The following is a 22193-nucleotide window of genomic DNA, read 5'->3' on the forward strand; positions in this document are numbered from 1 at the left end:
ATATAGTTAGCCGCAAAGGCGCGTTGGAATGGTAATTAATAGGCATTCCAAATGCGCCTCTACTTAATCATATTAAACATATTTTATTTTCAACTCGCCACATGGAAAGTCACATTAGCCGTGGTTCTAGCCACATTTTTGGGAGCAGCACTAATTGAAACGGTGTTTTTTCCTAAAGACTTAGATTCATACAACGCTTCATCAGCCTTTTTAAGCATGTCTACAAATTTAAGTGCACCTTGATTTTCTGACGATATAACACCTGCACTAATAGTAACTTTGCCATAATCAGAATGTTTATTTTTAATGTTGAGCGCCTCAACGCCCTTAAGCATTTTTTTCGCAATTAAGTTTGCACCACTTAGTCGAGTTTTTGGCAGTAGTACCACAAACTCTTCACCGCCAAATCGAAAAACAAAGTCCATTGGTCTTCGAGCCGTGTTCTTTAAACTTTTTGCGACAGCTTTCAATACTTTATCACCTTCTAAATGACCATAGCTATCATTAAACTTTTTAAAGTCATCAACATCAATCATCACCACTGCAAGTGGCTCTTTTTCTCGATTGAGCTGCTTAACCAATCTTGGAACATGCATAGAAAGAAATTGCCGATTGTACAGAGACGTCAATTGGTCTTTACATGCCAAATTTTCAAGATAAACTTCTTTTTGTTTTACGCCAATTTGACGAAGAATACGCATTTTAAGCACTTCGGCTCTCACAGGCTTAGTGACAAAATCAGCAGCGCCGGCTCTCCAACATTGCTCTTGTACTTCACTATCATCGTTACCAGTAAAAAAAATGACTGGCACATTCTTTAATTCACTATACTCCTGGAGCTTAATACAAGTCTGCAACCCATTGATTTCTGGCATGTGATAGTCCATCAAAATTACATCAGGTTTGCCGTGACGTTGACAAAACTCAATGGCCATTTGCCCATCATCGGCGTAATTGCATTCAAATTCCTTACACAACATAGCGATGATAGTAGAGCGCATCAGTGCATCATCCTCGACGATGAGTACACTGTACTTTTGTGGTTTAGTATTAGTAAACATTATGCCCTCTATAACGATTTGCATTGAAACTGCTTTTTCTTCACTGAAGAAAGCAATATGTTTGTCACTGCTTTCCATTTCCAATGGAAAGCGAAGTACATCTGTTTACTCACATATTTTATACGCTCACTCCAGCGAATTTTAAACACACCATCGTTGTTATACACATCGAGTGTACTTGCACTAGGGTAGTTAATTTCAGGGGCCCGTTTGATATGCGCAAAACCATGTTGTGTTTTCATTCTAAGCGCGACACGCGCTTGAATTTGCTCTGGAGTACGCAGCGCATAATGCCTACAAACAGGAGCATAGCTTGCCATTTTGTTTGACCAGGGTGGTATTCTTCCAGAAAGTGATTCTGGCCACTTTCTCTCTGATTCATTTTTGAAAAAACGCTGTTCCTTCCAATTAATAAGATAATGCTTTCGACGCTGCGTTATTGATGCCGACACATCTTCTTCTTCATAATTCGCTAAATCTTCATCCGTAAAGTAAAACTGAGCTTGCCACACGCACATGGCGTTTTTGTTCTTTGCTGCCGCCTTCGAAAGTTGCTTTGCCGGAGACTCAGTAAGTAACTCATCTGAATCCAAGATGTACCACCAATCGTGATCAGAATATTCACCATGGTGTTCATTGTACACACGGTTACGTAGCTGATTTTTATAAGGTTCTGCCGTTTGCCCAAAAATGACCACCTCTGAAAAACGAGATGCCATTTCATTAACCAGTTCCCACGTTCCGTCTGTAGATTGATTATCATAAATGTAAATTTTGTGGCAAAACTTCATAGCATTTAGCAGTGTTTCTTCAACAATATCTACTTCGTTTTTAACTAACATAATCGCATTAATTTTCATGATTGAAATTCCTTCTTAGGAAAACGGAACATTTGACGAGCAGAACCCTTAACGCTTAATAGCGAGGCTATCGCCTGAAAAACCGAATATTTGACATAACGATGCTTACACATGGGGGAATTCAAAATAGAAAGTGCCACACTGATATTCCCTCTTTGAATATTTTGTTTGGCGATAAATAACCCGTGCGTCGCACAGTATTTCTGAGCACTTTTCACCACGGCCTCTGGGTGACTTTCAGTCAGTAAACGTTGGTACAAACGTGTAGCAAAAGGGCAAATTTGTGAAGGAATAACGCGCTCCATGGCACGATTCATCGAATCACAATGGTAATGCAAATGTATATTTGGGCTATAAGCAATTGGCGCATCGAGTGCGGCTTTTACGAATAGGTCTTGATCTTCTCCCATTGGCTCGTTAACAGGAAATCCACCCAGTGTTTCAAAGTAACTTTTCTTCAAAACGAAAGAAGAAACCATGAAAGGTAAATCCCCTTTCGATGCAATGTCGAAATAATTATCTAGCGCATAGCCTTCTGGAGACACACTGTTAAGAATAATCTTGGCATCTGCAGGTTGGTTTTCATCCACAATACATTGGTAGCGTGTAGCGTAAGCTTGTAAATCAGGAAAACGTACCGATAATTTTTGAATTTCAAAAGTAAAAAACGGTAGCCATTTATCATCAGCATCTAGAAATGCAACATATTCACCTTTTGCAGCCTGAACACCATTGTTTCTTGCAACAGAAACTCCCTGATTCATTTGCTCAATCAATGTTAGATTCTCTACATTCATTGCTCTAACAACATCAGCGCTTCCATCCGTTGAGCCGTCATCGACAACTATGATTTCTTCAACCTTGATGTGTTGTTCTAAAATACTTTGGATCGCTCTCTCAATATGTTTAGCCTTGTTGTACAAAGGGATTACAACTGAAATTGAAAACGTGTTCATAGTGATAACTCCCAGTTTGAGTTTGCTTTTGCTACCGCAGTAGATATAGGCAATGTATCAGTTCTTTTTTCTTCACCACGCAATATAGATAGCGTGGCATCGATAAGAGAATTGGTGTTGCAATAAAAGGCGTTCATCTGAAAACGCTCAGACTTACCGATCTGCTTACACCACGCTTCACTTTTGGGATGGTAATTCAATGAAATACAAGGTGTACCTGTAAGATAGGCAAATACATTAAAGTGCAACCGCATGCCCATAACTATTTTGAATCGCTTAATTTGTTGCAATGTTTTAAGTGGGTTTTGACTATAAGCAATGCGTTTAACTGGCACCGTGTTTGAAACAAGGTCGTAAACGCGCTGCAATAAGATTTCATCGCTTTGGTGTTGATGACCATTAAAGCTCATCAGCGTGATTGGCTCTTTGGTTTCTTCCCACACCATTTGAATTGCCGTGGCGATGGCGGAAATTAATTTGTCTTCCGATAGATAATCTCTGCTTCCCATTGCATTAATAAACAAAGGGCAAAGGTTAATACACACCCCTCTTCGACAAATATTTTCATTAAAGCTACTGACACTCGCCAACATAGGTGCCAAATCAAATGCTTCTACAATATTGGCATTTGGTGCAAGCTTTTTAGCAATTTCAAAACTTTGTGCATCACGCGTTGCTACAACAGTGCAGGCATTTAAAAAGCGCATACACGCTAGTTCGTCTTCCGCTGTTTTAAAGTCCTCTATACCAACACCCAGTGCAAAACCTTTTTTGTTAGCGGTTAATGCAATAAGATGGCGTTTCAAGTCTAAGTCTCTTGCACTGTGAAGTACTGAACCACCGCCAAAAATAACCTGCTCACTTCTCAATGCATTCATGTAATGAATCAATCTATTTTGACCAGGAAACATTGGTTCAGATTTCAATGTTGAAACAACCACGCTTTCATCAAATTGCACTGTCGTTTCATTTGAAGACACTAAAATTTTGTTGTGGCCAAAATGGCGCTTCGCACCTAGGATAGTCGCAGCTAACAAGGCATCATCACCTGTGTTTTGCATGCCGTAATATCCAACAATGTAAGACTCAAATTTTCTCATTTTTAATACCGCACTTGGTTCGTTGAGTAGCAATATATGCGTTCTATACCCATGTACTGCAACCACCGTACCAATAATGAAAAGGCCTTGCAAATCAATAACAAACAGGAATCCAACATGTATTTCCTACCTTTTTAATTGGTATGCAAATTGCGATTTTTTCATTTTGCACCGTTTTAAAAATGCAGTTTGCAAAAGGCGTGGCTACTTATAATACGAAAGGGAAATTAATCGTTATTTTAAAGAATGATAAATTGAAATAGACGAGTATTGAGCGTCACTGTGTTGTGACGCTCTTGCGGGGGTTAAGTGATGCGCCAATCATAAAAAGCGCGGGCCATATAAGATTCGTGAGAATTTCTAAATTCTCAAAAAAACTATAGCCAATAAGTACTATCAACATACCTAGTGACAAATACGCGCTTTTATCAACAATGCTTCTAACAGCCAACGCTACAACGCTTAAAAAAAGTGGGATTGCAAGGCATAGAAGCCCAATAAAGCCTTTTACAAACAAAAGACCATACCAGGTGTGGTGAGAGCCTATTGGCATTCCTTCCACGGTAATTGGTCCAGGTTCAACAACACCATGCCCGAAAAACCAAGCCTCAGCTTGCCAGCGTTGAAGGGCGATGTTCGCTAATGTTTGACGAACCCGTGTTGAAGCTGGTCGCGATGCCTTCACTTCCTCATAAGAATTTAACACATATTCAATAAGCGGAAGACCAACACTTAATACCAAGGGAATAGCTACGCCAACGACAATAAAAAACCACGGCTCTGATACAAAACGTTTGGCCATAATGAAGGGAACAAGAAATAGAAACACCGCCCACCCTGCTCGAGATTGGCAAAGTAAGCACATGACTGCACACCCTATTATGCCCTTTATTCGCCATGACTCATCTTCTTCTTGGACACAAATGAGTAAGAGCAGGCACGCAAAAAGCCCCGCGGCAGGTGCCCAAGGCGTGAAAAACGACCATCGTCCTCCCCCCGTTTCTGGGTTCATGCCGTAAAGTGATACGTCGAAAAAGCTATCACCTGGTCCACCAACGGCTTTTAACGGTGACAAATAAAGCTCACCAGAAAAACCAGTAAGATAAATAACAAAGGTGACAAGACCAAAAATAGCAGAGTGATAACCCACAACACATGCACCGCGGATAATCACTTCTTTTTTTATCTCGGTTACAGCACCAAGCCAGATAAATAGCGGAATAAGTGCCCACCCTTTCATCCACCCAATACTTGATTTAATTGTTTTCCCTAAACCAAGATTCCAATCTGCATGCCCTATCCATAAAACAATAAGCATACCAATCATAGATACAGTCCAGACGTGGCTTATAATTGGCGTGGTGCTATAAGTGCGTTTGCCATCCACAAACCAACGCAACATGAAAACTGCGAAAACAAGCCATCCTAATAAAGAGCCCACCACATAGGTCGTGCCGAGTAAATAAATAGGGTAGGTGTATATCAACACCCCCCACACTATTCTCTCTTCAGCAAGGCTGACAGTAATTTTTCCCGTTTCCATACCACTATCCATCCAATAGTTAAGAACAGTCCCCCCATGATCCCACCCGCAATAGCCAGACCTTTTTTAGGACTGGAAGGATCTTGGGGAATAGCAGGCTCTGTAAGCATTTGAATAACCGGATATGATGCAAATACATCAGATTTATTGGCTTCCAATCGTGCGGCTGCAGAAGTAAATACCGCATCAGCCATATCAAATTCACGCTGTAAACGTTCTAATTCCGCAACTTCTCGTGCATACACTTTTAAACGGCCTTCCATTTGCTCTATGGCTAACCGCAATTCATCGCGTCTTGCCGCTAACCCTTTTCGCTGTGCCTGAGCCTCTACAAATTCGGCAAACAATTCCGCGCGACGAGGGTTATTTTGCAAATTTAGTGCAATAAATTGTTCTGCTGATTGTGTACCGGTGATGATCACGCCACGGGCATACAACTTCTCTCTTGCAGCTTCAGTGCGTTTCAAAGCAGTGATAACTTTAGGGTGTTGCTTTCCCCACTTTGACAAATAATCTGACATGGTGGCTGCACTTTGACGCAGTTCTTCATAGTACCCCAAAAATTCAGGGTCTGACTGCAAAGTCAATGCTCTAGCTGCCATAGAAGATGTCACGCCAAGATCTAAACTCATCTGACGAATAAAGTCATTCATTTCTTCAAGCTCAGATTGCACGTAAATGTATTTTTCACGTACTGTTGCCAGTGTAGCAGTTAACTGAACCATTTGATCGGGTGATACAAGAAATGAGCGTTCTTGAAAATCAAGGATCTTATTACGTGTTAAATTAGTTTTCTGCCTATAATCTGCCAGTACGTTTTTAATACTTTCATCACGCTTCGCCACCTCATCCGCTCTAAGTGCATCCAGCTCTTCTTGTAACGACAGGTAAAGCGCATCGAGCTTTTTGGCAGCAACTTCACGATTATTAGCAGTAATCGTTACTTCAAGAATGGAGGTTTGCTCAGTCAACGTCACTTTAGGCTCACCAAATTCTTGTAAACTCATTGATAGTTTCTCAGCTGCCGTTTTTAAAACTCGCCGACTTGAAAGCATCACTTTGTAATTCACTCGGGGGTTAAACCCTCTTGTGCCAAAGGGCGTTGCCGTTTGAGATACAACCTGCCCCACATCATTTAAACTTACATTGCTCGAATTACCTGTACCTGGTAATACCAATTCCATATTACTAGTGTATTTACTCGGACTGACAATGTAAGCAAATACCAACAATGAAATAAAAACATAACTACATAAAATAATGACGAGGTAAGGCTTCTTGGTAATTCTATATACATGACTTCTGAATCGTCCCCAAGAGCCTTGTACTACAAGTGCAGTGCTCATACTTCGGCTCCCTTAAAATATAGCCAGTGGCAACATGATGTCAGATAGTGTTTTAGCGACATCTCTTAACGTTGTTACCGATGAGTCGTAACATGCTATGGCATCATTAGGCATAAGATAAGGATTAATGTCTTCTCTTGTCGCACTTCTCATCAATTTTTCGACTGAACGCTCAATCACTTGCGTCTCTTCTGTAATGGGATGCTTACTCACCAATACCACCGTACGCGGTGCACTAATCCATTCATTCCCTCCCACACAGTTGGCTGAGATAGCAGCTTGAAGTAAACGTGTGCCATAGGGAATATTTGAAGAATAACGCCCTACACCCGCCGACGAATTTGTAACTCCGGAATCGCTAAGGTTAGACATATAAATACGAAACCCTTTCGGTGTAATTTGACTGGGTCTCACTAAAAATGGTTGGAAACACCCTGTACTAGGCACAATAACCTGATCACCTGACACTAATGGATAATCTAACACTGACTTACCTGTTAATACGCCGGTCATATCGATTTCTACTTGCCAGCCATTTCTAATAAGGATGACTTGGTCAATTTTGGCGTCTGGACGCACACCAGAAGCTGCACGAAGTGCTTCTGATAGCAAACGTTTAGACGCAAAATCGCCATTCGCTTCAAACTGTTTATCTAAGGTGTTATGTCTGTTTCTCGCATTAATTTCCACTCGACCAGGTTGAAATACAGCACCTGTCACATGCACTTCAATTCCTGCTAGCTGAGCAACGTTTACAACAACGGTAGCGGTTTCAGGTCTAAAAATATTTCCTTTAATTAAAGCAAGTTCAATATCTTTTGCCACTACATTTGGTGCACGCCCTGCCGCCATAATGGGGTCAATCAGAGGAAGCGAAACATAGCCATTCAAATCGATTACGTATTGCCCGTTAAATCCATCACCGTCTTCTATCGCAACATTAACTACATCACCTGGGCTTAGTGGAATGACGGTTGTTGTACTTTTAGTTGTTACCCATTGCGCAGGAAGGATCGAATTATCCAATGCTATTGGCTTATCAACACGATAATTAAAAGGAGCTGCAAAGTTGCGTCGCGCTTTACACGAAATTTCTGTTGAGAAAGTGGGTACTGGCGGACGCTCATGTTCAATATCAACACCATTGTCATCTGGCTGACCATAAAAGTTGCGATGCTTTTCATCCTGAGCACTACGCTCAGGTGTGTTGCTACAAGCAGCTAATAAAAGAGTCATCATTAATGTAGAACAAGTTGCTGCAATTTTTTTCATCATTTTTCCGCTAATATATAAATCTCGTCACAGCATTACAGAGCAGCAATCGTTCCACTTTTTATCTCATTGTTTTACATGAATTTTATTTCCAAAAAGAAATGTAATTATCATTATGCAATTTATATAATTCGCAAATTGAAAACGCAAAACCCGATAAATAAACTTAACTTTTTAGTTTTTAACACCGTTTTCACGGTTTTTACTGGAGGATGTTGGCCGTACCCGTTCCCTTTAGTCCATTGAATGGCAGTCTGGTTACTTCCGACATTTCCTTGCTGCAAAACATTCAGACAGTAAAGCTATGGGTTATTAAGAATTAGACTAACTGGGGAATAGTCGGTGGTGGTATCTAATGATTTATCACCAATAGCGGTTTAAGTGAATAAGGCTCATTTTAATCTTGTCCGAATATTCTAAACTGACATATACGTTTTGATCTTACTTTTATTACGGGCAAGCTCTGAGCTAAATATATCGTTTTAAACTTTGACTAATTGTGCCGAATTATTGTTACCAACAATTAACGCTCATAGAGCCGTTTAATAATCTTATACAATTTCATTCTTCCTATGTTAGGTCACTTATGATTTAGCAAAAAAAGGCGCAACCTAAGTTGCGCCAACAAAGTAGGTGAAGTTCGAATAATCATTGGGGAGGGAACTTCACCACAGGAGAGGAGAAATTATTTTCACGAGTACCTTAATATGCACCTCTTGCTAATAGAACAGCGGGAACCGTAGCGACTAATATTTTTATATCCATGTAACTCGATTGCTGTAAAATATAAGTTTTATCTAACTCCATTTGCTGCTCAAACGTAGTATCTGCTCTACCCGATACTTGCCAAAGCCCCGTTAAACCTGGCTTACAATTTAATCTTTCTAAAGTGTCACCATTGTACTGAGTGTATTCATTTACAAGGTGAGGCCGCGGGCCAACAAGTGCCATATCACCAACAATGACATTAAATAGTTGAGGCAATTCATCAATAGATAATTTTCTGATAATTCTACCTACTCGAGTTATCCGCGGATCACTGTACATTTTTTGGCAAATCCCCTCCCTATCACTTTTCATTTGTGCGGCAATTGCCCACTGATAAGAATCTGGTGTAAACATCGAGCGAAACTTATAACAACGAAACTGGCGTCCTTGCTCCCCTACTCTCAATTGAGAAAAAATAAGCGGACCTTTGCTTTCTAATTTTATAGCTATACAAACCATGAGCAAGAGTGGTGAAAGCATAACTAAACCTAAAATAGCTGTGCTCTTTTGGAACCATAATGGCAATCCATGATGGTTCGTTTGATACTGACTTTGATTAAATAATTTCATGGTCTTACTCCTGAAAAGCGTTTATTTTCTAAGTAAACGTGATACAAAAACTCAGGTACACCAAGTACATAACGCTCAAATTTTGTAACAGGCTCTTGAATCAATCTAAACACCCACTCCAAACCATACTTACGCATGATAAGTGGCGCTCTTGGAATTGCTCCAGAGAAAAAATCAAATAGCCCACCTACTGCCATGACAGCTTGGCAATCCAAACTACTCGCATATTTTTCTACCCAAAACTCTTGAATAGGCGTTCCCATTGCAACTAGCAAAATATCTGCCTTTGACTTATTTATTTTTGCTATAAGAGACGGCATCTTGTCTTCTGAAACAAATCCATGATGAGTGCCCGCTATTTTCAGACCTTTATGTGATTTGGTTAGATTCTTCGCCGCTTTTTCTGCAACACCAGGCTTAGCACCAAACAAAAATATACGCTTACCCGACTTTGCGGCCCGTTCGCACAATTTGGGAAGTAAGTCAGTACCATTCACATTATCAATCAATTCAGAACCACATTTTTTAGCAGCTATACGCATACCTATACCATCAGCAAACAAGCTATCTGCTTTCATCAATACTTCGGTAAGTTCTGGCTTCTTGCAACATGTGTTCACGGAGTTTGCATTAACGAAATAGTAAACACTGGGACGAGTACTGGAATTGTCGTTTATATTGAATTTACGTTGCGTACCAATCACCTGTTCTGCGGCATCGTCAAGTGTTACGTTATCAATAGGAAGCCCGATGACGTCAGTTATATTGTGTGGAATAGCGTGAGTAGATAGGGTCATAATCAATACCTCATTAACATTTAATAGGTATTGAGCAATAAGCTGACCAATTTTATTTTTTATTATTTTTCAGTGGTTTATATAAAAAACCAGAAACTTCCCTCTTCATTTTCTCAATTTGATTTGCAGATTAAAAATTTTCACCGTACAAACTGCGGATAGTGTTTCAATATGCGAATATAAAGGCGTTCAGTCGCCTTCTTTTTTAGTAATTCCTGGTTTTTCCCACCTGCTACCTTCACACTAAACCAAATAAATTTAGTTATTCTATTCAGTATCTTATGAAATAAATTACGAAAAAAATCAGTACGAAGTGGCCCATGATTTACATGCCTAATAAAATCCTGCAATTCGTGATTACCTGTGTTGTTCCATTTTTGTCCTAATTCGTATACACAATTTGACTTTGTGACTTCATTAATAACACCATCATTCTCTCCCCACCCAACACTCGTTAATGTATTAATGAATCTGTTTTCAATGACATTATTGAAGAATTGCAAGGCGCTTTCATCCGAGTGAACTAATATGACTCCGCTGTTGAATTCTCCTGAATACCCTTTTACCAGATATATACTTTTACCATCTATAAATTCATTACGGATATCTGGCGCGTTTTCTTGCACCAATGCATCAGCATCGAGAAACAAGACAGATCGATAACCAGATTCAATTGCTTTTTGAATAAGATATAGCTTCAGCCAACAACATTCTACGCCTAAACTGGTAAAACGTGGACGAACGACAGAAATGTACGGACAATTTAGCCTTTTTGCGTAGTTTTTGTGACTTTCTAAGTAGCGTTTATAAAGGACATCATAACCATTGAGCGCAATGCTGAATATCAGCATTCCTTTACTATCATTATCCACGTTGTCATCTAACATAAATTGCCCTCTTTAATGTTTTAGTTCCTTGTAGGAAGTGAAATAAACTTTTTCTTCACTCAATTATCTGTAAGCAAAAGCCATGCTAATAATAATTTTCAAACTTCGAATTCGCATCTTGCTAACAGACATTTTCAAATAACAAAAAAACCAAGACAAAAAAATAAAATTGACAACAAAATCAACACCTTAAATATTGGCACATATATAGCTTACTTTAGTTTACTCTTAATTGAAGAGTTAAATCCGAGGTAACTATCATGTCCAAAAACAAGTTGATCCCCTTTCTACTTAGTATTACTTGTTTTTACTTTTGTTCTGTAAAAAACGTAGCTGCAGTAGAGTATGTAAACGGCAAGTATCAATGGCAATTTTTGACAAACAAGCCCTGGCCTCAAGGCTACCAACAATCAACGGGTAAACCTGATGATCTCATGTACGCCCGAGACGACTACCCCAAAGACTTTTTTAAACGCATTCAAAATGCGTTACCTGAATCACATGTCAATGAAGCATTTATGACTGACAGCGAAGGTGCCACCATACATCTTACAGAAAGAGCAGAAGTGTTCATTACATTTATTCACGAAGGTGCAGGATATAAAAATAGTTTCGGTTTTTTTACTTTTGATAGAGAAAACCCTCCTAAATCTATAGAGGATGTGCGTGAAACGATTGTCTTCCCTAATCTATCATATCCCCACCTTACTAACGGTCACCGCGTTAGTATAGGCACGTTTCCAGCCGGTACCAGCATTGGTTTTTTCATTGCAGCAAATGGTTACTGGTACTGGACAGGGGTTAAAGATTTTCAAGCACCTTATTACTATTCGTTAAGCCATTTAAATCCTGAGCAGGAGCCAGAATTAAAGCAACATATGGTGCTACTGTATGATGAAGAAGTTCAAGAAGCTGTATTAGGCTTTGAAGATTTACCACGTACCTGGGGTGACAACGATTTTAACGATGCCGTGTTTAGCGTGAGATCAACACCGAGCACTGCGATTGAAACTCAGCAACTCGTTAAAATGCCTGACGCATCTGACAGCGATGCAGACGGTATTGATGATGGGCAAGATGAATACCCTGAAGATTTCAGGCGTGCTAGCACTAGCTACTACCCATCTTCAACATCTTTCGTCACGCTAGCATATGAAGATAATTGGCCCAAGTTAGGTGATTATGACATGAACGATCTGGTTATTCGTGAGCAATTACAGCTGACCTACAACGCAGATAATAAGATCACCGGCTTTATCTTAAAAGGGTTTATTGATGCTCGAGGCGGTGATCATGCCAATGGCTTTGGATTACGTATTCTTAATTCATCACCTGAATGGCTCGAATCAGCCTCAATTAGCATTGATGGAACAACATACAATAAAAAAGCAGAAAGATGGCAAGACGATCTTGTTATTCAGCTTTGGCGAAACAGTAAAGTATTTACCGAAACAGGTGCGACTGGAAAGTGCTCGCTGTTTAACACCGTTCCTACTTGCGATACGTTCGAACCAATAGAATTTACCTTAGACGTCAGACTAAGCGTAGATCTTAACGTATTGCATCATTCTGATTTCGATTTCTTCATCTTCAGAAATAATAATCGGGGTCTTGAAGTGCATTTTGCCAATTACCCTCCAACTAAACTGGCAAATATGCATTATTTCAATCGCCACGCAGACAATAGTGATAGCAGCCAAGGGCGTTACTATGTAAGTGACAAAAACTTACCATGGGCCCTGAAGCTTAATAGCACTTGGTCACATCCCAGAGAGTATATCGACGTACTTTGGGCCTATCCCGCGTACGAGAAATGGACTGAATCATCAGGTAAAGAAGAAGCACTTTGGTATCAAACAATCGTTAGACCACACCATGTGTTCCAAAAGTAAGGAGATTGTCATGACTATTTTATCAAAAGCAAATTATTGCATTGCCATTACATGTACCTCTTTGATGTTGTCATACAGTTTACCGGCAATAGCCAATGACAAGGCAAGTAAATCCACTGATTTAAACGTTGATCCTTCATTCGATTTTAGTAGCCACAAACGATTAACATTAGAAATAAATGTAGGGGGCGGTGAAGATAAAATCGAAGATAGATTAGACGTAAGAGTCTATTTTTTACCTGAACATAAGCGTCCTGATACGGTAAAAGACGCTATTTTGTTTTCTGGAAAAACCAATCCTAATGGTGAGTTAATACGGGGCATTGAAATACCACAACATATTACTGCGCTATACATAGAAGTGGCAGGTGGTGTAGTGCCCATAGAAAAAGAAGTTATCGTGGGTGATTCTGACTACTTAGTGCTTCAGTTCTAGTTACTTCTACTTTTGTAAAGAAAGCCACATTGTAAATATGTGGCTTTTTTTTATCCATTCACTCGACACTGGTTGGCAAATCTCGGCTTAGTTAGATAGGCTATGCGTTGTACCGCAATTGATAAAATTTAAAAACATTAAGTTAAATAGTAAGTTACTAAACATCATTTGGCTTTTTGTTATTTAAATAACTGCATCTCCCCCGCATTAAATAAGTACCACAAAGGTTAGTAAAATGAAAAAAACAATAGCCGCATTAGCCACAATAATGAGCTTTTCCACATTATCTAGTGAACCAGTAACCCCAACACCAACCCCAAAAGAAAAATACAACGTTACTGTGATTAAATTGACAGAGTGCCCTAGCATAGACAAAGTACTTGAAACCCCAAACAACCTTATATCAATGCAATTCTATAGCTCTCGTCGTTCGTGTGAATTAAGTGTTATTCACTCTGGTGAGCACATTTCTGGAGAAATAATATACGCAGACATTGCAGTGTATGGAAATGGTGGCTTTGGTTCTGAACAGATAGATGGAATTTACGGCATAAAACTGTAAATTTTATTTATGCCCAATAGGGAATGTAATAGGTCTATACGAACACTTTTTCTGTCAGATCTAATTAGTGTCTATTAACCGGGCCTGACAGAAAAAGTTAAGATCTCTTCAATTAACATTATAAACAGCATGTTACTTTGTCACACTCTGAGCAAGCAGCCAGAAAGAGGTACACTATTTCACACCTGTTTACTGACATTAATTGCACTATCAATCGAGTTATTGTGACTTTAGCCAGTCCATGACGCCCAAAGAGAACCCCTCAAATATATTTATACCTAGCCACGACTTTAAAAGATAAATGATAACTAAACCTATTAGTGTCAAGACCATAAAAACAGCAGTGATGAGTAACAAGAGCATGCTTGTAGCTATCGTTTTTTCATGCTCTGATAATGATCGTCTGTTCTTACCTGCAAGGAATACTAAATAAAAACTCCAGGGTAAAAACGGAAGTTTAACTGTTGTCCGTGCATCAACACTATGAATTCGTCCGCCACGAAGTCCTACAACACGCCTTAGCGCGAGTAATTGCTCTAAAGTAAAACTTTCAGCAACGCTCTTGTCCATGCGCTGAAGTAAGTTCTTAACAGCGGGATCGTGAATTGGATGAACCTCTTCTTTTTTATGATTCACGCTTTCTCCTTACACAAAATTAGTGCGAACACGTTGAAGAGTATTTAATACCCCACGTTCAACATTTGAATACAAAGTCCCTGGTAATAAACTTAATAAAGCACAACCCAAAGTAACGAGTGTTCTACCTGGTTCCTCCCGAAGTATTGCGGTATCGCTTTTAAATGCTTTGAAACAATATGCTAGTGCATCTTTAGCACTGCGACTTTGTACAGCCCGTCTTGACAAGTAACGGTATTGATATGCCCTTGCCAAATTGAAATACGGCTTAACAGTGTCAGGTGCGCGCTTAAGGTGCTTTTCCATACAAAATTCCCAAGCCGCAAACTGCTTTTTCAGGTTGGCGGAGAGCCCACTTGCATTTATACGATACAAGGTAAGTGGCGCTTCTATCCCTTCAAATTCATAAGAAGAATGTATCGCGCAATACACCCAAAAATCGATATCTTCAGACTGACGCATTGATTCATCAAAAAAACAAACTCTTCCAGACTCATGCTTTGATAACGTAGGGGCCAGTTCATCTAACATATCTTTTCGAATGACCGCAGCAGAGCCATTGCCCACAGGGTTTCTACACATTACGGTTTTTAGCGTGATATTGTGTAACTTGGGGAATTGCCCTAAACCATTTTTGTTACCATCTTCTGTGATAAACAAAGACGGGCAATAGCTTATCCCTATGTTATTTGATGTTTCTAGATGCTTTACATGTTCAGAAAGTTTATCCTTTTCCCACAAGTCATCAGGGTCTAATAAGGCAACATATTTACCTTTAGCGTGATAAATACCTGTGTTCCTCGCAGCTGACAGTCCTTGATTATGCTGCTTCACTATACGTAAACGGGGGTCATCTATCGCGTGTAAAATGGCTGATGATCCATCTTGACTTCCATCATCAACACATACAATTTCGTAATCGCTAAAGGTTTGTTCGAAGACAGATTTAAGCGACGATTCGATATACTTTTCCATGTTATATACGGGCATCACAACGGAAACTAAAGGCATTTTCATAGTCACATTCCTCACAGATGACGAAATTTAATTTGGCGTAAATGCAACCAAGGTTTGAATTGATATAGCATTGAAATAAAGACAGTTAAGACGCTGCTCGCGAGCAATGTGCTGGCAAGTAAATAAGGTGAAGATGGCAACGTTATCAATAGCATGACGGCAGCAACAACCAGCGCGAGTAAACGCAAATAGCTTTCATGCTTAAACAACCCCTGCGCACGTAAAACCGTGGATTGAACTTCAAGTAATAAGAAGGGCACGGCACAACAGCAAAGGATAAAAATAATAGGGATTGCATGTAGCCATTGTGCATCGAAAAATAGTGGTACATAGATAGGGGCTGCAATCCCCTGAATGATGAAGACAGAGCCTACTGCACACGTAGCCAATACTAATTTAGGAGAAATTAGCGGGGCCTTTTTCTCTCTGAACAACTTACATAGGTGAGGATATAGCGCGCCAGAAAATGCCGTACTGAGTGACTGACTTAAACCAATACCTGCACTTCTGGCAAAGGCATAAACACCTGTAACTTCCGGTGTAAATAGCTTACCAGCTATAAATAGGTCTGCGTGTTGGCGGCTCGCTTTCAATAACTCCGTCACAAACAGTTGAACCGAGGTAAGGACTAAGTATTTAAGTGAAGCAACATCAATTTTTGTTTTAAATTGTTGAACAGGTGAACGAAAAAAGAATCCCACCCATAACAACGCAAATATAAACTTCCCAACTACTACGGCCCAAATGCCAATCGGAGAAAAAACGAGTAACCCGGTAATAATATTTTCAGCAATAATACAAAGTGCATTGCGAATACTTAAAAACTTAAATTGCCCCTCTCGCTGGATCAGAAAAACATTCAAACTAACGATAGGAAACAGAAGATAAGTAAAAGCCATTACCTGAACGAGTTGGGTCAGTTCATCGTTGTCATACAAATGCCCGACCGCCATGGCAACAATAAATTGCAGTAAAAAAAGGAAAACTGCGAGCATCCACTGAAGGGCTTTCGCTGTCTCGGCAAACACTTGAAGCTTGTCGTTAGCACACTGAACTATCTGAGCACCAGCACCGCAGCGCATTATAGTGCGAATGATTTCATGGCACGCCAATGCCAACATAACAATGCCAAAAGTGGCTTTAGACAACTGGGAGGAAAGTGCGACAATAGTGAAAAGGCGAGAAACTTTGGCAACTATTTCAGCGCCTAATAACCACGACGTATTTTGAACAAACCCGTTAGCAGGAAATATACGTTTGCATAATTGAGAAAAGGAACGCATTGATGCCATGGTATTCACCTTGAATTAAAGATGAAATCACTATTTCAACAATCGTTCCAATTATTAAATAACTTTATTTTCAATAAAAATCAATGATTTAAATAATCACCTTCAAAAACAAAAGTAGGTAAATTCCCATTTTGATTTCGCAATTTGCAATTTGCAATTACCACTGTTGTATTTTGCGATACAAGGTTGAAGGACTTACGCCAAGTGCATTTGCGGCTTTAACGACGTTATCCTCATAAAACGCAATGGCATCTTGAATGGCCTTTCTTTCAATATCTGCCAATGTGCGAATATCGCCTTCGTCTTGCAGTGGAACTGATAAATCTGTATGGATGCTCACTGCTTGATCATCCAGTGCAATATCTGCAGATTGAGGGACAATTGGCACAATACTCTCTTGTGCAGTAGGCAGTTGAGAAGACAACATCGAGGCTGTTAATAGCGGCCCTTCATTCATCACTACACAGCTATGAATAAGGTTTTGTAGTTGACGTACGTTACCCGGCCAAGAAAACTTACGCAGTAATATTTTGGCATCCTCGGAAAAGCCTGAAAACACTTTGCTTTCTTCAGCCATAAAACAATGTAAAAAGTGATTGGCAAGAAGTAATACATCGTCGCCCCGTTCTCTTAACGGCGGCAAATGCAGTGCAATAACGTTTAATCGATAAAATAAATCTTCACGTAAGTGGCCATCCGCAATAGCTTTTAACGGCTCTCTATTGGTTGCAGCTATAAATCGAACATTAACTTTTTCTAATTTACCTGATCCAACTCGTTGAAATGTTCCAGTTTGAATAAAGCGTAATATTTTTGCTTGAAGCGACATATCCATTTCGCCCAACTCATCAAGAAACAAAGTGCCATTGTCGGCCTGGGTCGCTGCACCATCCCGATTTGTTACAGCACCGGAGAATGCCCCTTTTACATGGCCAAAAATTTCAGACTCCATCAGTTCAGAAGGAATAGCTGCGCAGTTAAGTGCCACAAAATTATCGAGTTTACGCTTACTCAGATTATGGATGGCTTGCGCGGCCACTTCCTTACCTACGCCACTCTCTCCAGTAATAAATACTGACGCATTACTAGGCGCTGCCTTTTCAATAATTGAATACGCATTTCTAAGCGCCTTCGACTCGCCAATAAACCCCTCTATCGTCCGTTTTCTTCTTGATTCCGCTTTTACTAATGCGGTTTTTAGCATAGTGCGCTCTACTAAAGCACTACGCATTTTTACAGCTTGTCCTATGACTAATTGAAGGCGTCTGTCATCCCATGGCTTTGTAAGATAACTCCATACTTTCGCTTCATTAATTGCTTCAAGTATATGCTCTGCATCGCCATGTGCAGTAAGCATTATGCGAATGGTTTCAGGCGCTATTTGCATCAGTTTTTCTAAAAATTCAATGCCACTCATACCCGGCATTGATAAATCACTGATGACAATATCGAAGGTTTTTTTATGACATATCTCAAGTCCTTCAGTCCCACTGCTGGCAGTTTCGATATTCGCTGACAACAAACATTCAAGGGTGCGCTTTAACGCCCTTTGCACTGCAACTTCATCATCGACTAACAATATGTCTAATTTATCTGTCATCACTTACCTTAACCACACTTTCGGTTTTCGCTTTGGGAAGAAGAATAGTAAAGCTTGTACCTATATTAATTGTAGATTCTACCTTCAATATACCATCGTGAGCTTCAATGATATTTTTGGAGATGGCGAGTCCCAACCCCGTACCTTCTCCGACTTCTTTAGTAGTGAAAAATGGGGAAAATATTTTTTCCATATTTTCCTCGCTGATCCCTGTACCTTCGTCTTTTACTTCTATACCACAATAACCTTCATATTCGAGTAGGCTTATTTTTACCCCCCCACTATTTTCTGTAGCGTGTAGTGCATTAATAACGATATTCAACAGTACCTGCTCTATTTCACCAGGGTTTACACTCACGTTTAAAGGTTCGTCAAGTAAGGTTATTTGGATATCCTGCCTGTTGTGTTTACTGTATGACGCCATTTTAATCACGTCTTTCACTACTTTATTTAAGTCAGCTAACTTGCACTCTTCCGTATTCGAATGCACAAAAGTACGCAAACTTTCACTGATTTTTCCTAGCCTATCTAAGCCATCCACATTATCTTGCAATACTTCCGCGATTGTTTCTTCTAACTTGACGAGATTGTTATCTCGAATCCTTGCTGACACTTCACTTTCTTCAATATCAGATGCTAATTCTCTTAAGGAAGCAATGGCTGGCAAAAGAACCTGCATCAAGTATCTATTATTAGCTGATATAAAGGCGAGAGGGTTATTTATCTCATGCGCTACACCACTTGCTAGAATACCTATGGACGACATCCTATCGGCAATAGTGAGTTGCTTCCTTGCATCTGATAACTCGCCTTTTAGACCGATTATCTCCTCAGTTTCATTTTTTCTTTTTGCGTCTTGGTTGATTTTTTGTAGGCTATGCCGTAGCTGAGCAATATGTGCATCTAACAGGTACAGTTTTCCCTCATCAATAGACGGTGATTCGATTAACATCGTTAACCAACCTTCCATGTCATCAATATAATGGAAATTGGAATACACAAGCCAGGTAGAAAGCCCGTTTTTTTCTGGAAGTTCAATTTCTTGAACGCACCAAAAAGGGAGTAATGAGTCTGCTTCTAAGGGTAAGTAAGATGCAATATCATTTGCTTTAATCGCATCACAGTGGTTACAAATAACACTTGGAGGTTCGCAAATTACACCGTTCTTTGTATAAAAACTGGCAGCGAATTTAGCATGTGTAAAGGTTGCACACAGCTCTAACAGCGTTTCAACCAGCGTCAAATGACTTTCGGCACTGGTAGATTCTTCAGTGGATTTAACGAAAAACTCTATTTCACGTTGCTTTAGCTCTACCTGTGCAACAGCTGTGCGTAATTCCTCGTTGGCTAGAAAGGTTTTTTGAGCATACTCATCTAACATCTTCTCTGCAGATTTGCGCGCTTTCTTCTCTCTGATAAGTCGACGCTTAAGATTTTCAATCTCTTCAGATAAGTTCTGCTTCATTTATGCTTCCTTCTATATTTTAAACAAGCACCTGTACCCAATTAATGTACAAAAGAAGCCCTATTTAAATTCTAGATTAGAATGAATAAATGTACATTCCCCATAGGTATATAGATAACATCACCATATTAATTATTTTATAGAGGTAGGACACATTTCATTGTGCCCCCCTAAAATAGATATTTAATGTATTGATATTATTGTCTATCTGGCAGCGTTACGTTGAGCTCTAAAACACTACAATCGTCGTTGTTATCTAGCTGAACTGAAACCTGATCATCAGCAATAGGCACATACTTGCGAATAACCTGAATAATTTCCTGTTGCATCATAGGTAAATAGTCGGGCTCAGTGCGCTTCTTACGCTCATGAGCAACAATTATTTGCAGTCGCTCTTTAGCTACCGCGGCGGTACTTGGCTTTTGCTTCTTTTTAAGTAAGTCAAAAATGCCCATTACTTCCCTCCTAGCAGGCGCTTAAAGAACCCTTTTTTCTCTGCTTCTAAAAAGCGGTGTTCCACTTTTTCACCCAGTAAACGTTTGACTGCATCAGCATAAGCCTGGCCGGCATTAGCTTCTTCATCAAGGATAACAGGTTGCCCTTGGTTCGACGCTTTTAGCACCGCTTCAGATTCAGGGATAACACCTAATAAGGGGATCGCAAGGATTTCTTCTACATCCGCCACGCTTAGCATTTCTGCACTTTCCACTCGCGAAGGATTGTAGCGGGTCAACAGAAGGTGTTCTTTCACAGAATGGCCTTGTTCAGCACGCATTGATTTACTTTGCAGAATACCCAAAATGCGATCTGAATCTCTTACTGATGACACTTCAGGATTTGTTACTACAATAGCTTCATCGGCGAAATAAAGTGCCATTTGTGCACCCTGCTCAATCCCTGCTGGGGAATCGCAAATGATAAATTCAAAGTCTTTTTTAAGTTCATCTAATACCGCTTGTACACCTTCAACCGTCAGTGCATCTTTATCACGGGTTTGCGAAGCGGGTAATATAAACAGATTGTCAGTTCGTTTGTCTTTAATTAGCGCTTGCTTAAGCGAAGCTTCCTTGTTAATGACGTTGACGAAGTCGTACACCACACGTCGTTCACAACCCATAATAAGGTCGAGATTGCGCAAGCCCACATCAAAATCGATTACCACGGTTTTATGACCGGCTAACGCTAGCCCCGTACTGATTGCTGCACTCGATGTGGTTTTCCCCACACCACCTTTTCCCGAGGTTACTACGATAATCTTTGCCATCTATTCTTTCCTATTTGTGCGTACAGAGTGTCAAGCCAAAGGCTCTATACGTAAAGCTTCTTCTTCTAAATATATTTGGGCTGGTTTTTTCCAACACGCGCCTTTTACCGACTCATGCATGATAAATTGCCCTGCAATTGAAACGAGTTCAGCATCAAGAGACTGGCAAAACACCCGCGCCCCTGCATTGCCTTTCACGCCTGCAAGAGCGCGTCCTCGCAAAGTGCCATAAACATGAATATTGCCATCAGCCAAAAGCTCTGCACCTTCACTTACCGACGCGGTCACGACTAAATCACTGCCTTCTGCATAGACTTGCTGACCTGAGCGCACTGGTCGGGTTATCACTTTGGCTGGTTTTATTGCAGGGGTCGCTACAGGCTGCACAACCACTTTGTCTTCTGTCTTTGTTTGGGCATCTTCTGCAGGGCTAGTTCCACTGTCACTTTCTTGGTTCCTGTGTGTTTTAAGGGAGCTATCGGAAAACTTACTTTGACTAACATCAGCAAGCCCCAAATCATTAATAACCGTCTTAAGCTCGCCTACCTCACCTTTTACTGCCATAGGTTGAAGTTGTAAGCGACGACACAATGCCACAAGTATCTCAAACTCCGTGGCACTCAGTGGTTTAACTAAATGTAAAATTAGCGAAGAACGAGTGAAAAACTGTGGTGCACTCGCTATTTTTTGCGTTAGTTGTGACTCAAACTCATCCGGGTCAAACGCTACTACCTCAAGCACAATACTCGTCAGTGTAGTGCCCTTCATGCGAAAGCAAGATTCTGTCATTGTTTCTTCCCAAAAAGGCTTCACCGAGGGATTGTTTTAAGTGAAACCTATTAGCGCTGTTGTCTATAGCTATATTATGA

The 22193-nt window shown here is 40.1% G+C and carries 21 protein-coding genes; 3 read left to right on the top strand and 18 right to left on the bottom strand.

Annotation, left to right across the window (positions count from 1 at the left end):
- Positions 1-89: 89 nt before the first annotated feature.
- The 10 genes from ACMCM8_RS12785 to ACMCM8_RS12830 form a co-directional block, all read right to left on the bottom strand.
- Positions 90-1061 carry a GGDEF domain-containing response regulator gene (locus tag ACMCM8_RS12785; protein ID WP_412723001.1) on the bottom strand — a complete coding sequence of 324 codons (972 nt, stop codon included), beginning with the start codon at positions 1059-1061 and terminating at the stop codon, positions 90-92.
- An 8-nt stretch (positions 1062-1069) separates the two neighbouring features.
- Positions 1070-1921, bottom strand: coding sequence for a glycosyltransferase family 2 protein (locus tag ACMCM8_RS12790; RefSeq protein WP_412723002.1), 852 nt, complete (start codon positions 1919-1921; stop codon positions 1070-1072).
- Positions 1918-2877 (bottom strand): glycosyltransferase family 2 protein, encoded by a 960-nt coding sequence (locus tag ACMCM8_RS12795; RefSeq protein WP_412723003.1) that lies wholly within the window; start codon positions 2875-2877, stop codon positions 1918-1920. The genes ACMCM8_RS12790 and ACMCM8_RS12795 overlap by 4 nt, the downstream gene beginning before the upstream one ends.
- Positions 2874-3977, bottom strand: coding sequence for a polysaccharide pyruvyl transferase family protein (locus ACMCM8_RS12800; RefSeq protein ID WP_412723004.1), 1104 nt, complete (start codon positions 3975-3977; stop codon positions 2874-2876). The genes ACMCM8_RS12795 and ACMCM8_RS12800 overlap by 4 nt, the downstream gene beginning before the upstream one ends.
- A gap of 277 nt (positions 3978-4254) precedes the next feature.
- Positions 4255-5520, bottom strand: a complete 1266-nt coding sequence (locus tag ACMCM8_RS12805) for an O-antigen ligase family protein (protein WP_412723005.1) — start codon at positions 5518-5520, stop codon at positions 4255-4257.
- Entirely contained in the window at positions 5475-6866 is a 1392-nt protein-coding gene (locus ACMCM8_RS12810; RefSeq protein WP_412723006.1) for a GumC family protein, read from the bottom strand. Before ACMCM8_RS12810 ends, ACMCM8_RS12805 begins: the two co-directional genes overlap by 46 nt.
- 12 nt (positions 6867-6878) lie before the next feature.
- Positions 6879-8141: a polysaccharide biosynthesis/export family protein gene (locus tag ACMCM8_RS12815; RefSeq protein ID WP_412723007.1), complete on the bottom strand. Its 1263-nt coding sequence runs from the start codon at positions 8139-8141 to the stop codon at positions 6879-6881.
- A gap of 699 nt (positions 8142-8840) precedes the next feature.
- Positions 8841-9476, bottom strand: coding sequence for a sugar transferase (locus ACMCM8_RS12820; protein WP_412723008.1), 636 nt, complete (start codon positions 9474-9476; stop codon positions 8841-8843).
- Positions 9473-10273 carry a WecB/TagA/CpsF family glycosyltransferase gene (locus ACMCM8_RS12825; protein WP_412723009.1) on the bottom strand — a complete coding sequence of 267 codons (801 nt, stop codon included), beginning with the start codon at positions 10271-10273 and terminating at the stop codon, positions 9473-9475. The genes ACMCM8_RS12820 and ACMCM8_RS12825 overlap by 4 nt, the downstream gene beginning before the upstream one ends.
- 140 nt (positions 10274-10413) lie before the next feature.
- The gene (locus tag ACMCM8_RS12830) at positions 10414-11160 is read right to left on the bottom strand and encodes a hypothetical protein (protein WP_412723010.1); all 747 of its coding nucleotides are present in this window, start codon (positions 11158-11160) and stop codon (positions 10414-10416) included.
- Between the two features lie 260 nt (positions 11161-11420).
- Here ACMCM8_RS12830 and ACMCM8_RS12835 point away from each other — a divergent pair, with 260 nt between their 5' ends.
- The 3 genes from ACMCM8_RS12835 (at position 11421) to ACMCM8_RS12845 (ending at position 14050) form a co-directional block, all read left to right on the top strand.
- Entirely contained in the window at positions 11421-13052 is a 1632-nt protein-coding gene (locus ACMCM8_RS12835; protein ID WP_412723011.1) for an LruC domain-containing protein, read from the top strand.
- A 10-nt stretch (positions 13053-13062) separates the two neighbouring features.
- Complete coding sequence (locus ACMCM8_RS12840; protein WP_412723012.1) at positions 13063-13488, top strand: hypothetical protein; 426 nt, start codon at positions 13063-13065, stop codon at positions 13486-13488.
- Positions 13489-13723: 235 nt separating this feature from the next.
- Complete coding sequence (locus ACMCM8_RS12845; RefSeq protein WP_412723013.1) at positions 13724-14050, top strand: hypothetical protein; 327 nt, start codon at positions 13724-13726, stop codon at positions 14048-14050.
- Between the two features lie 219 nt (positions 14051-14269).
- On the opposite strand, the gene ACMCM8_RS12850 is transcribed toward ACMCM8_RS12845, so the two are convergent.
- The 8 genes from ACMCM8_RS12850 to minC form a co-directional block, all read right to left on the bottom strand.
- Positions 14270-14686: a hypothetical protein gene (locus tag ACMCM8_RS12850; protein ID WP_412723014.1), complete on the bottom strand. Its 417-nt coding sequence runs from the start codon at positions 14684-14686 to the stop codon at positions 14270-14272.
- 9 nt (positions 14687-14695) lie between these two features.
- Positions 14696-15703 carry a glycosyltransferase family 2 protein gene (locus tag ACMCM8_RS12855; protein ID WP_412723015.1) on the bottom strand — a complete coding sequence of 336 codons (1008 nt, stop codon included), beginning with the start codon at positions 15701-15703 and terminating at the stop codon, positions 14696-14698.
- A gap of 11 nt (positions 15704-15714) precedes the next feature.
- Positions 15715-16995, bottom strand: a complete 1281-nt coding sequence (locus tag ACMCM8_RS12860; RefSeq protein WP_412723016.1) for an oligosaccharide flippase family protein — start codon at positions 16993-16995, stop codon at positions 15715-15717.
- 157 nt (positions 16996-17152) lie between these two features.
- The gene (locus ACMCM8_RS12865) at positions 17153-18595 is read right to left on the bottom strand and encodes a sigma-54-dependent transcriptional regulator (protein WP_412723017.1); all 1443 of its coding nucleotides are present in this window, start codon (positions 18593-18595) and stop codon (positions 17153-17155) included.
- The gene (locus tag ACMCM8_RS12870; protein WP_412723018.1) at positions 18585-20060 is read right to left on the bottom strand and encodes a sensor histidine kinase; all 1476 of its coding nucleotides are present in this window, start codon (positions 20058-20060) and stop codon (positions 18585-18587) included. The genes ACMCM8_RS12865 and ACMCM8_RS12870 overlap by 11 nt, the downstream gene beginning before the upstream one ends.
- A gap of 197 nt (positions 20061-20257) precedes the next feature.
- The gene (minE, locus tag ACMCM8_RS12875; protein WP_412723019.1) at positions 20258-20515 is read right to left on the bottom strand and encodes a cell division topological specificity factor MinE; all 258 of its coding nucleotides are present in this window, start codon (positions 20513-20515) and stop codon (positions 20258-20260) included.
- Positions 20515-21324 (bottom strand): septum site-determining protein MinD, encoded by an 810-nt coding sequence (gene minD, locus ACMCM8_RS12880; protein WP_412723020.1) that lies wholly within the window; start codon positions 21322-21324, stop codon positions 20515-20517. The genes minE and minD overlap by 1 nt, the downstream gene beginning before the upstream one ends.
- 30 nt (positions 21325-21354) lie before the next feature.
- Positions 21355-22113: a septum site-determining protein MinC gene (gene minC / locus ACMCM8_RS12885; RefSeq protein WP_412723021.1), complete on the bottom strand. Its 759-nt coding sequence runs from the start codon at positions 22111-22113 to the stop codon at positions 21355-21357.
- Positions 22114-22193 lie beyond the last annotated feature (80 nt).

Source organism: Alteromonas sp. D210916BOD_24, assembly GCF_047159385.1.
GTDB lineage: Bacteria > Pseudomonadota > Gammaproteobacteria > Enterobacterales > Alteromonadaceae > Alteromonas.

Coding starts and splice junctions, on each gene's coding strand:
- ACMCM8_RS12785 (WP_412723001.1), bottom strand. CDS start 1,061: ATGTTTACTAATACTAAACCACAAAAGTACAGTGTACTCATCGTCGAG.
- ACMCM8_RS12830 (WP_412723010.1), bottom strand. CDS start 11,160: ATGTTAGATGACAACGTGGATAATGATAGTAAAGGAATGCTGATATTC.
- minC (WP_412723021.1), bottom strand. CDS start 22,113: ATGACAGAATCTTGCTTTCGCATGAAGGGCACTACACTGACGAGTATT.
- ACMCM8_RS12860 (WP_412723016.1), bottom strand. CDS start 16,995: ATGGCATCAATGCGTTCCTTTTCTCAATTATGCAAACGTATATTTCCT.
- ACMCM8_RS12805 (WP_412723005.1), bottom strand. CDS start 5,520: ATGGAAACGGGAAAAATTACTGTCAGCCTTGCTGAAGAGAGAATAGTG.
- ACMCM8_RS12820 (WP_412723008.1), bottom strand. CDS start 9,476: ATGAAATTATTTAATCAAAGTCAGTATCAAACGAACCATCATGGATTG.
- ACMCM8_RS12845 (WP_412723013.1), top strand. CDS start 13,724: ATGAAAAAAACAATAGCCGCATTAGCCACAATAATGAGCTTTTCCACA.
- ACMCM8_RS12795 (WP_412723003.1), bottom strand. CDS start 2,877: ATGAACACGTTTTCAATTTCAGTTGTAATCCCTTTGTACAACAAGGCT.
- ACMCM8_RS12810 (WP_412723006.1), bottom strand. CDS start 6,866: ATGAGCACTGCACTTGTAGTACAAGGCTCTTGGGGACGATTCAGAAGT.
- ACMCM8_RS12840 (WP_412723012.1), top strand. CDS start 13,063: ATGACTATTTTATCAAAAGCAAATTATTGCATTGCCATTACATGTACC.
- minD (WP_412723020.1), bottom strand. CDS start 21,324: ATGGCAAAGATTATCGTAGTAACCTCGGGAAAAGGTGGTGTGGGGAAA.
- ACMCM8_RS12835 (WP_412723011.1), top strand. CDS start 11,421: ATGTCCAAAAACAAGTTGATCCCCTTTCTACTTAGTATTACTTGTTTT.
- minE (WP_412723019.1), bottom strand. CDS start 20,515: ATGGGCATTTTTGACTTACTTAAAAAGAAGCAAAAGCCAAGTACCGCC.
- ACMCM8_RS12855 (WP_412723015.1), bottom strand. CDS start 15,703: ATGAAAATGCCTTTAGTTTCCGTTGTGATGCCCGTATATAACATGGAA.
- ACMCM8_RS12800 (WP_412723004.1), bottom strand. CDS start 3,977: ATGAGAAAATTTGAGTCTTACATTGTTGGATATTACGGCATGCAAAAC.
- ACMCM8_RS12825 (WP_412723009.1), bottom strand. CDS start 10,273: ATGACCCTATCTACTCACGCTATTCCACACAATATAACTGACGTCATC.
- ACMCM8_RS12790 (WP_412723002.1), bottom strand. CDS start 1,921: ATGAAAATTAATGCGATTATGTTAGTTAAAAACGAAGTAGATATTGTT.
- ACMCM8_RS12865 (WP_412723017.1), bottom strand. CDS start 18,595: ATGACAGATAAATTAGACATATTGTTAGTCGATGATGAAGTTGCAGTG.
- ACMCM8_RS12870 (WP_412723018.1), bottom strand. CDS start 20,060: ATGAAGCAGAACTTATCTGAAGAGATTGAAAATCTTAAGCGTCGACTT.
- ACMCM8_RS12815 (WP_412723007.1), bottom strand. CDS start 8,141: ATGATGAAAAAAATTGCAGCAACTTGTTCTACATTAATGATGACTCTT.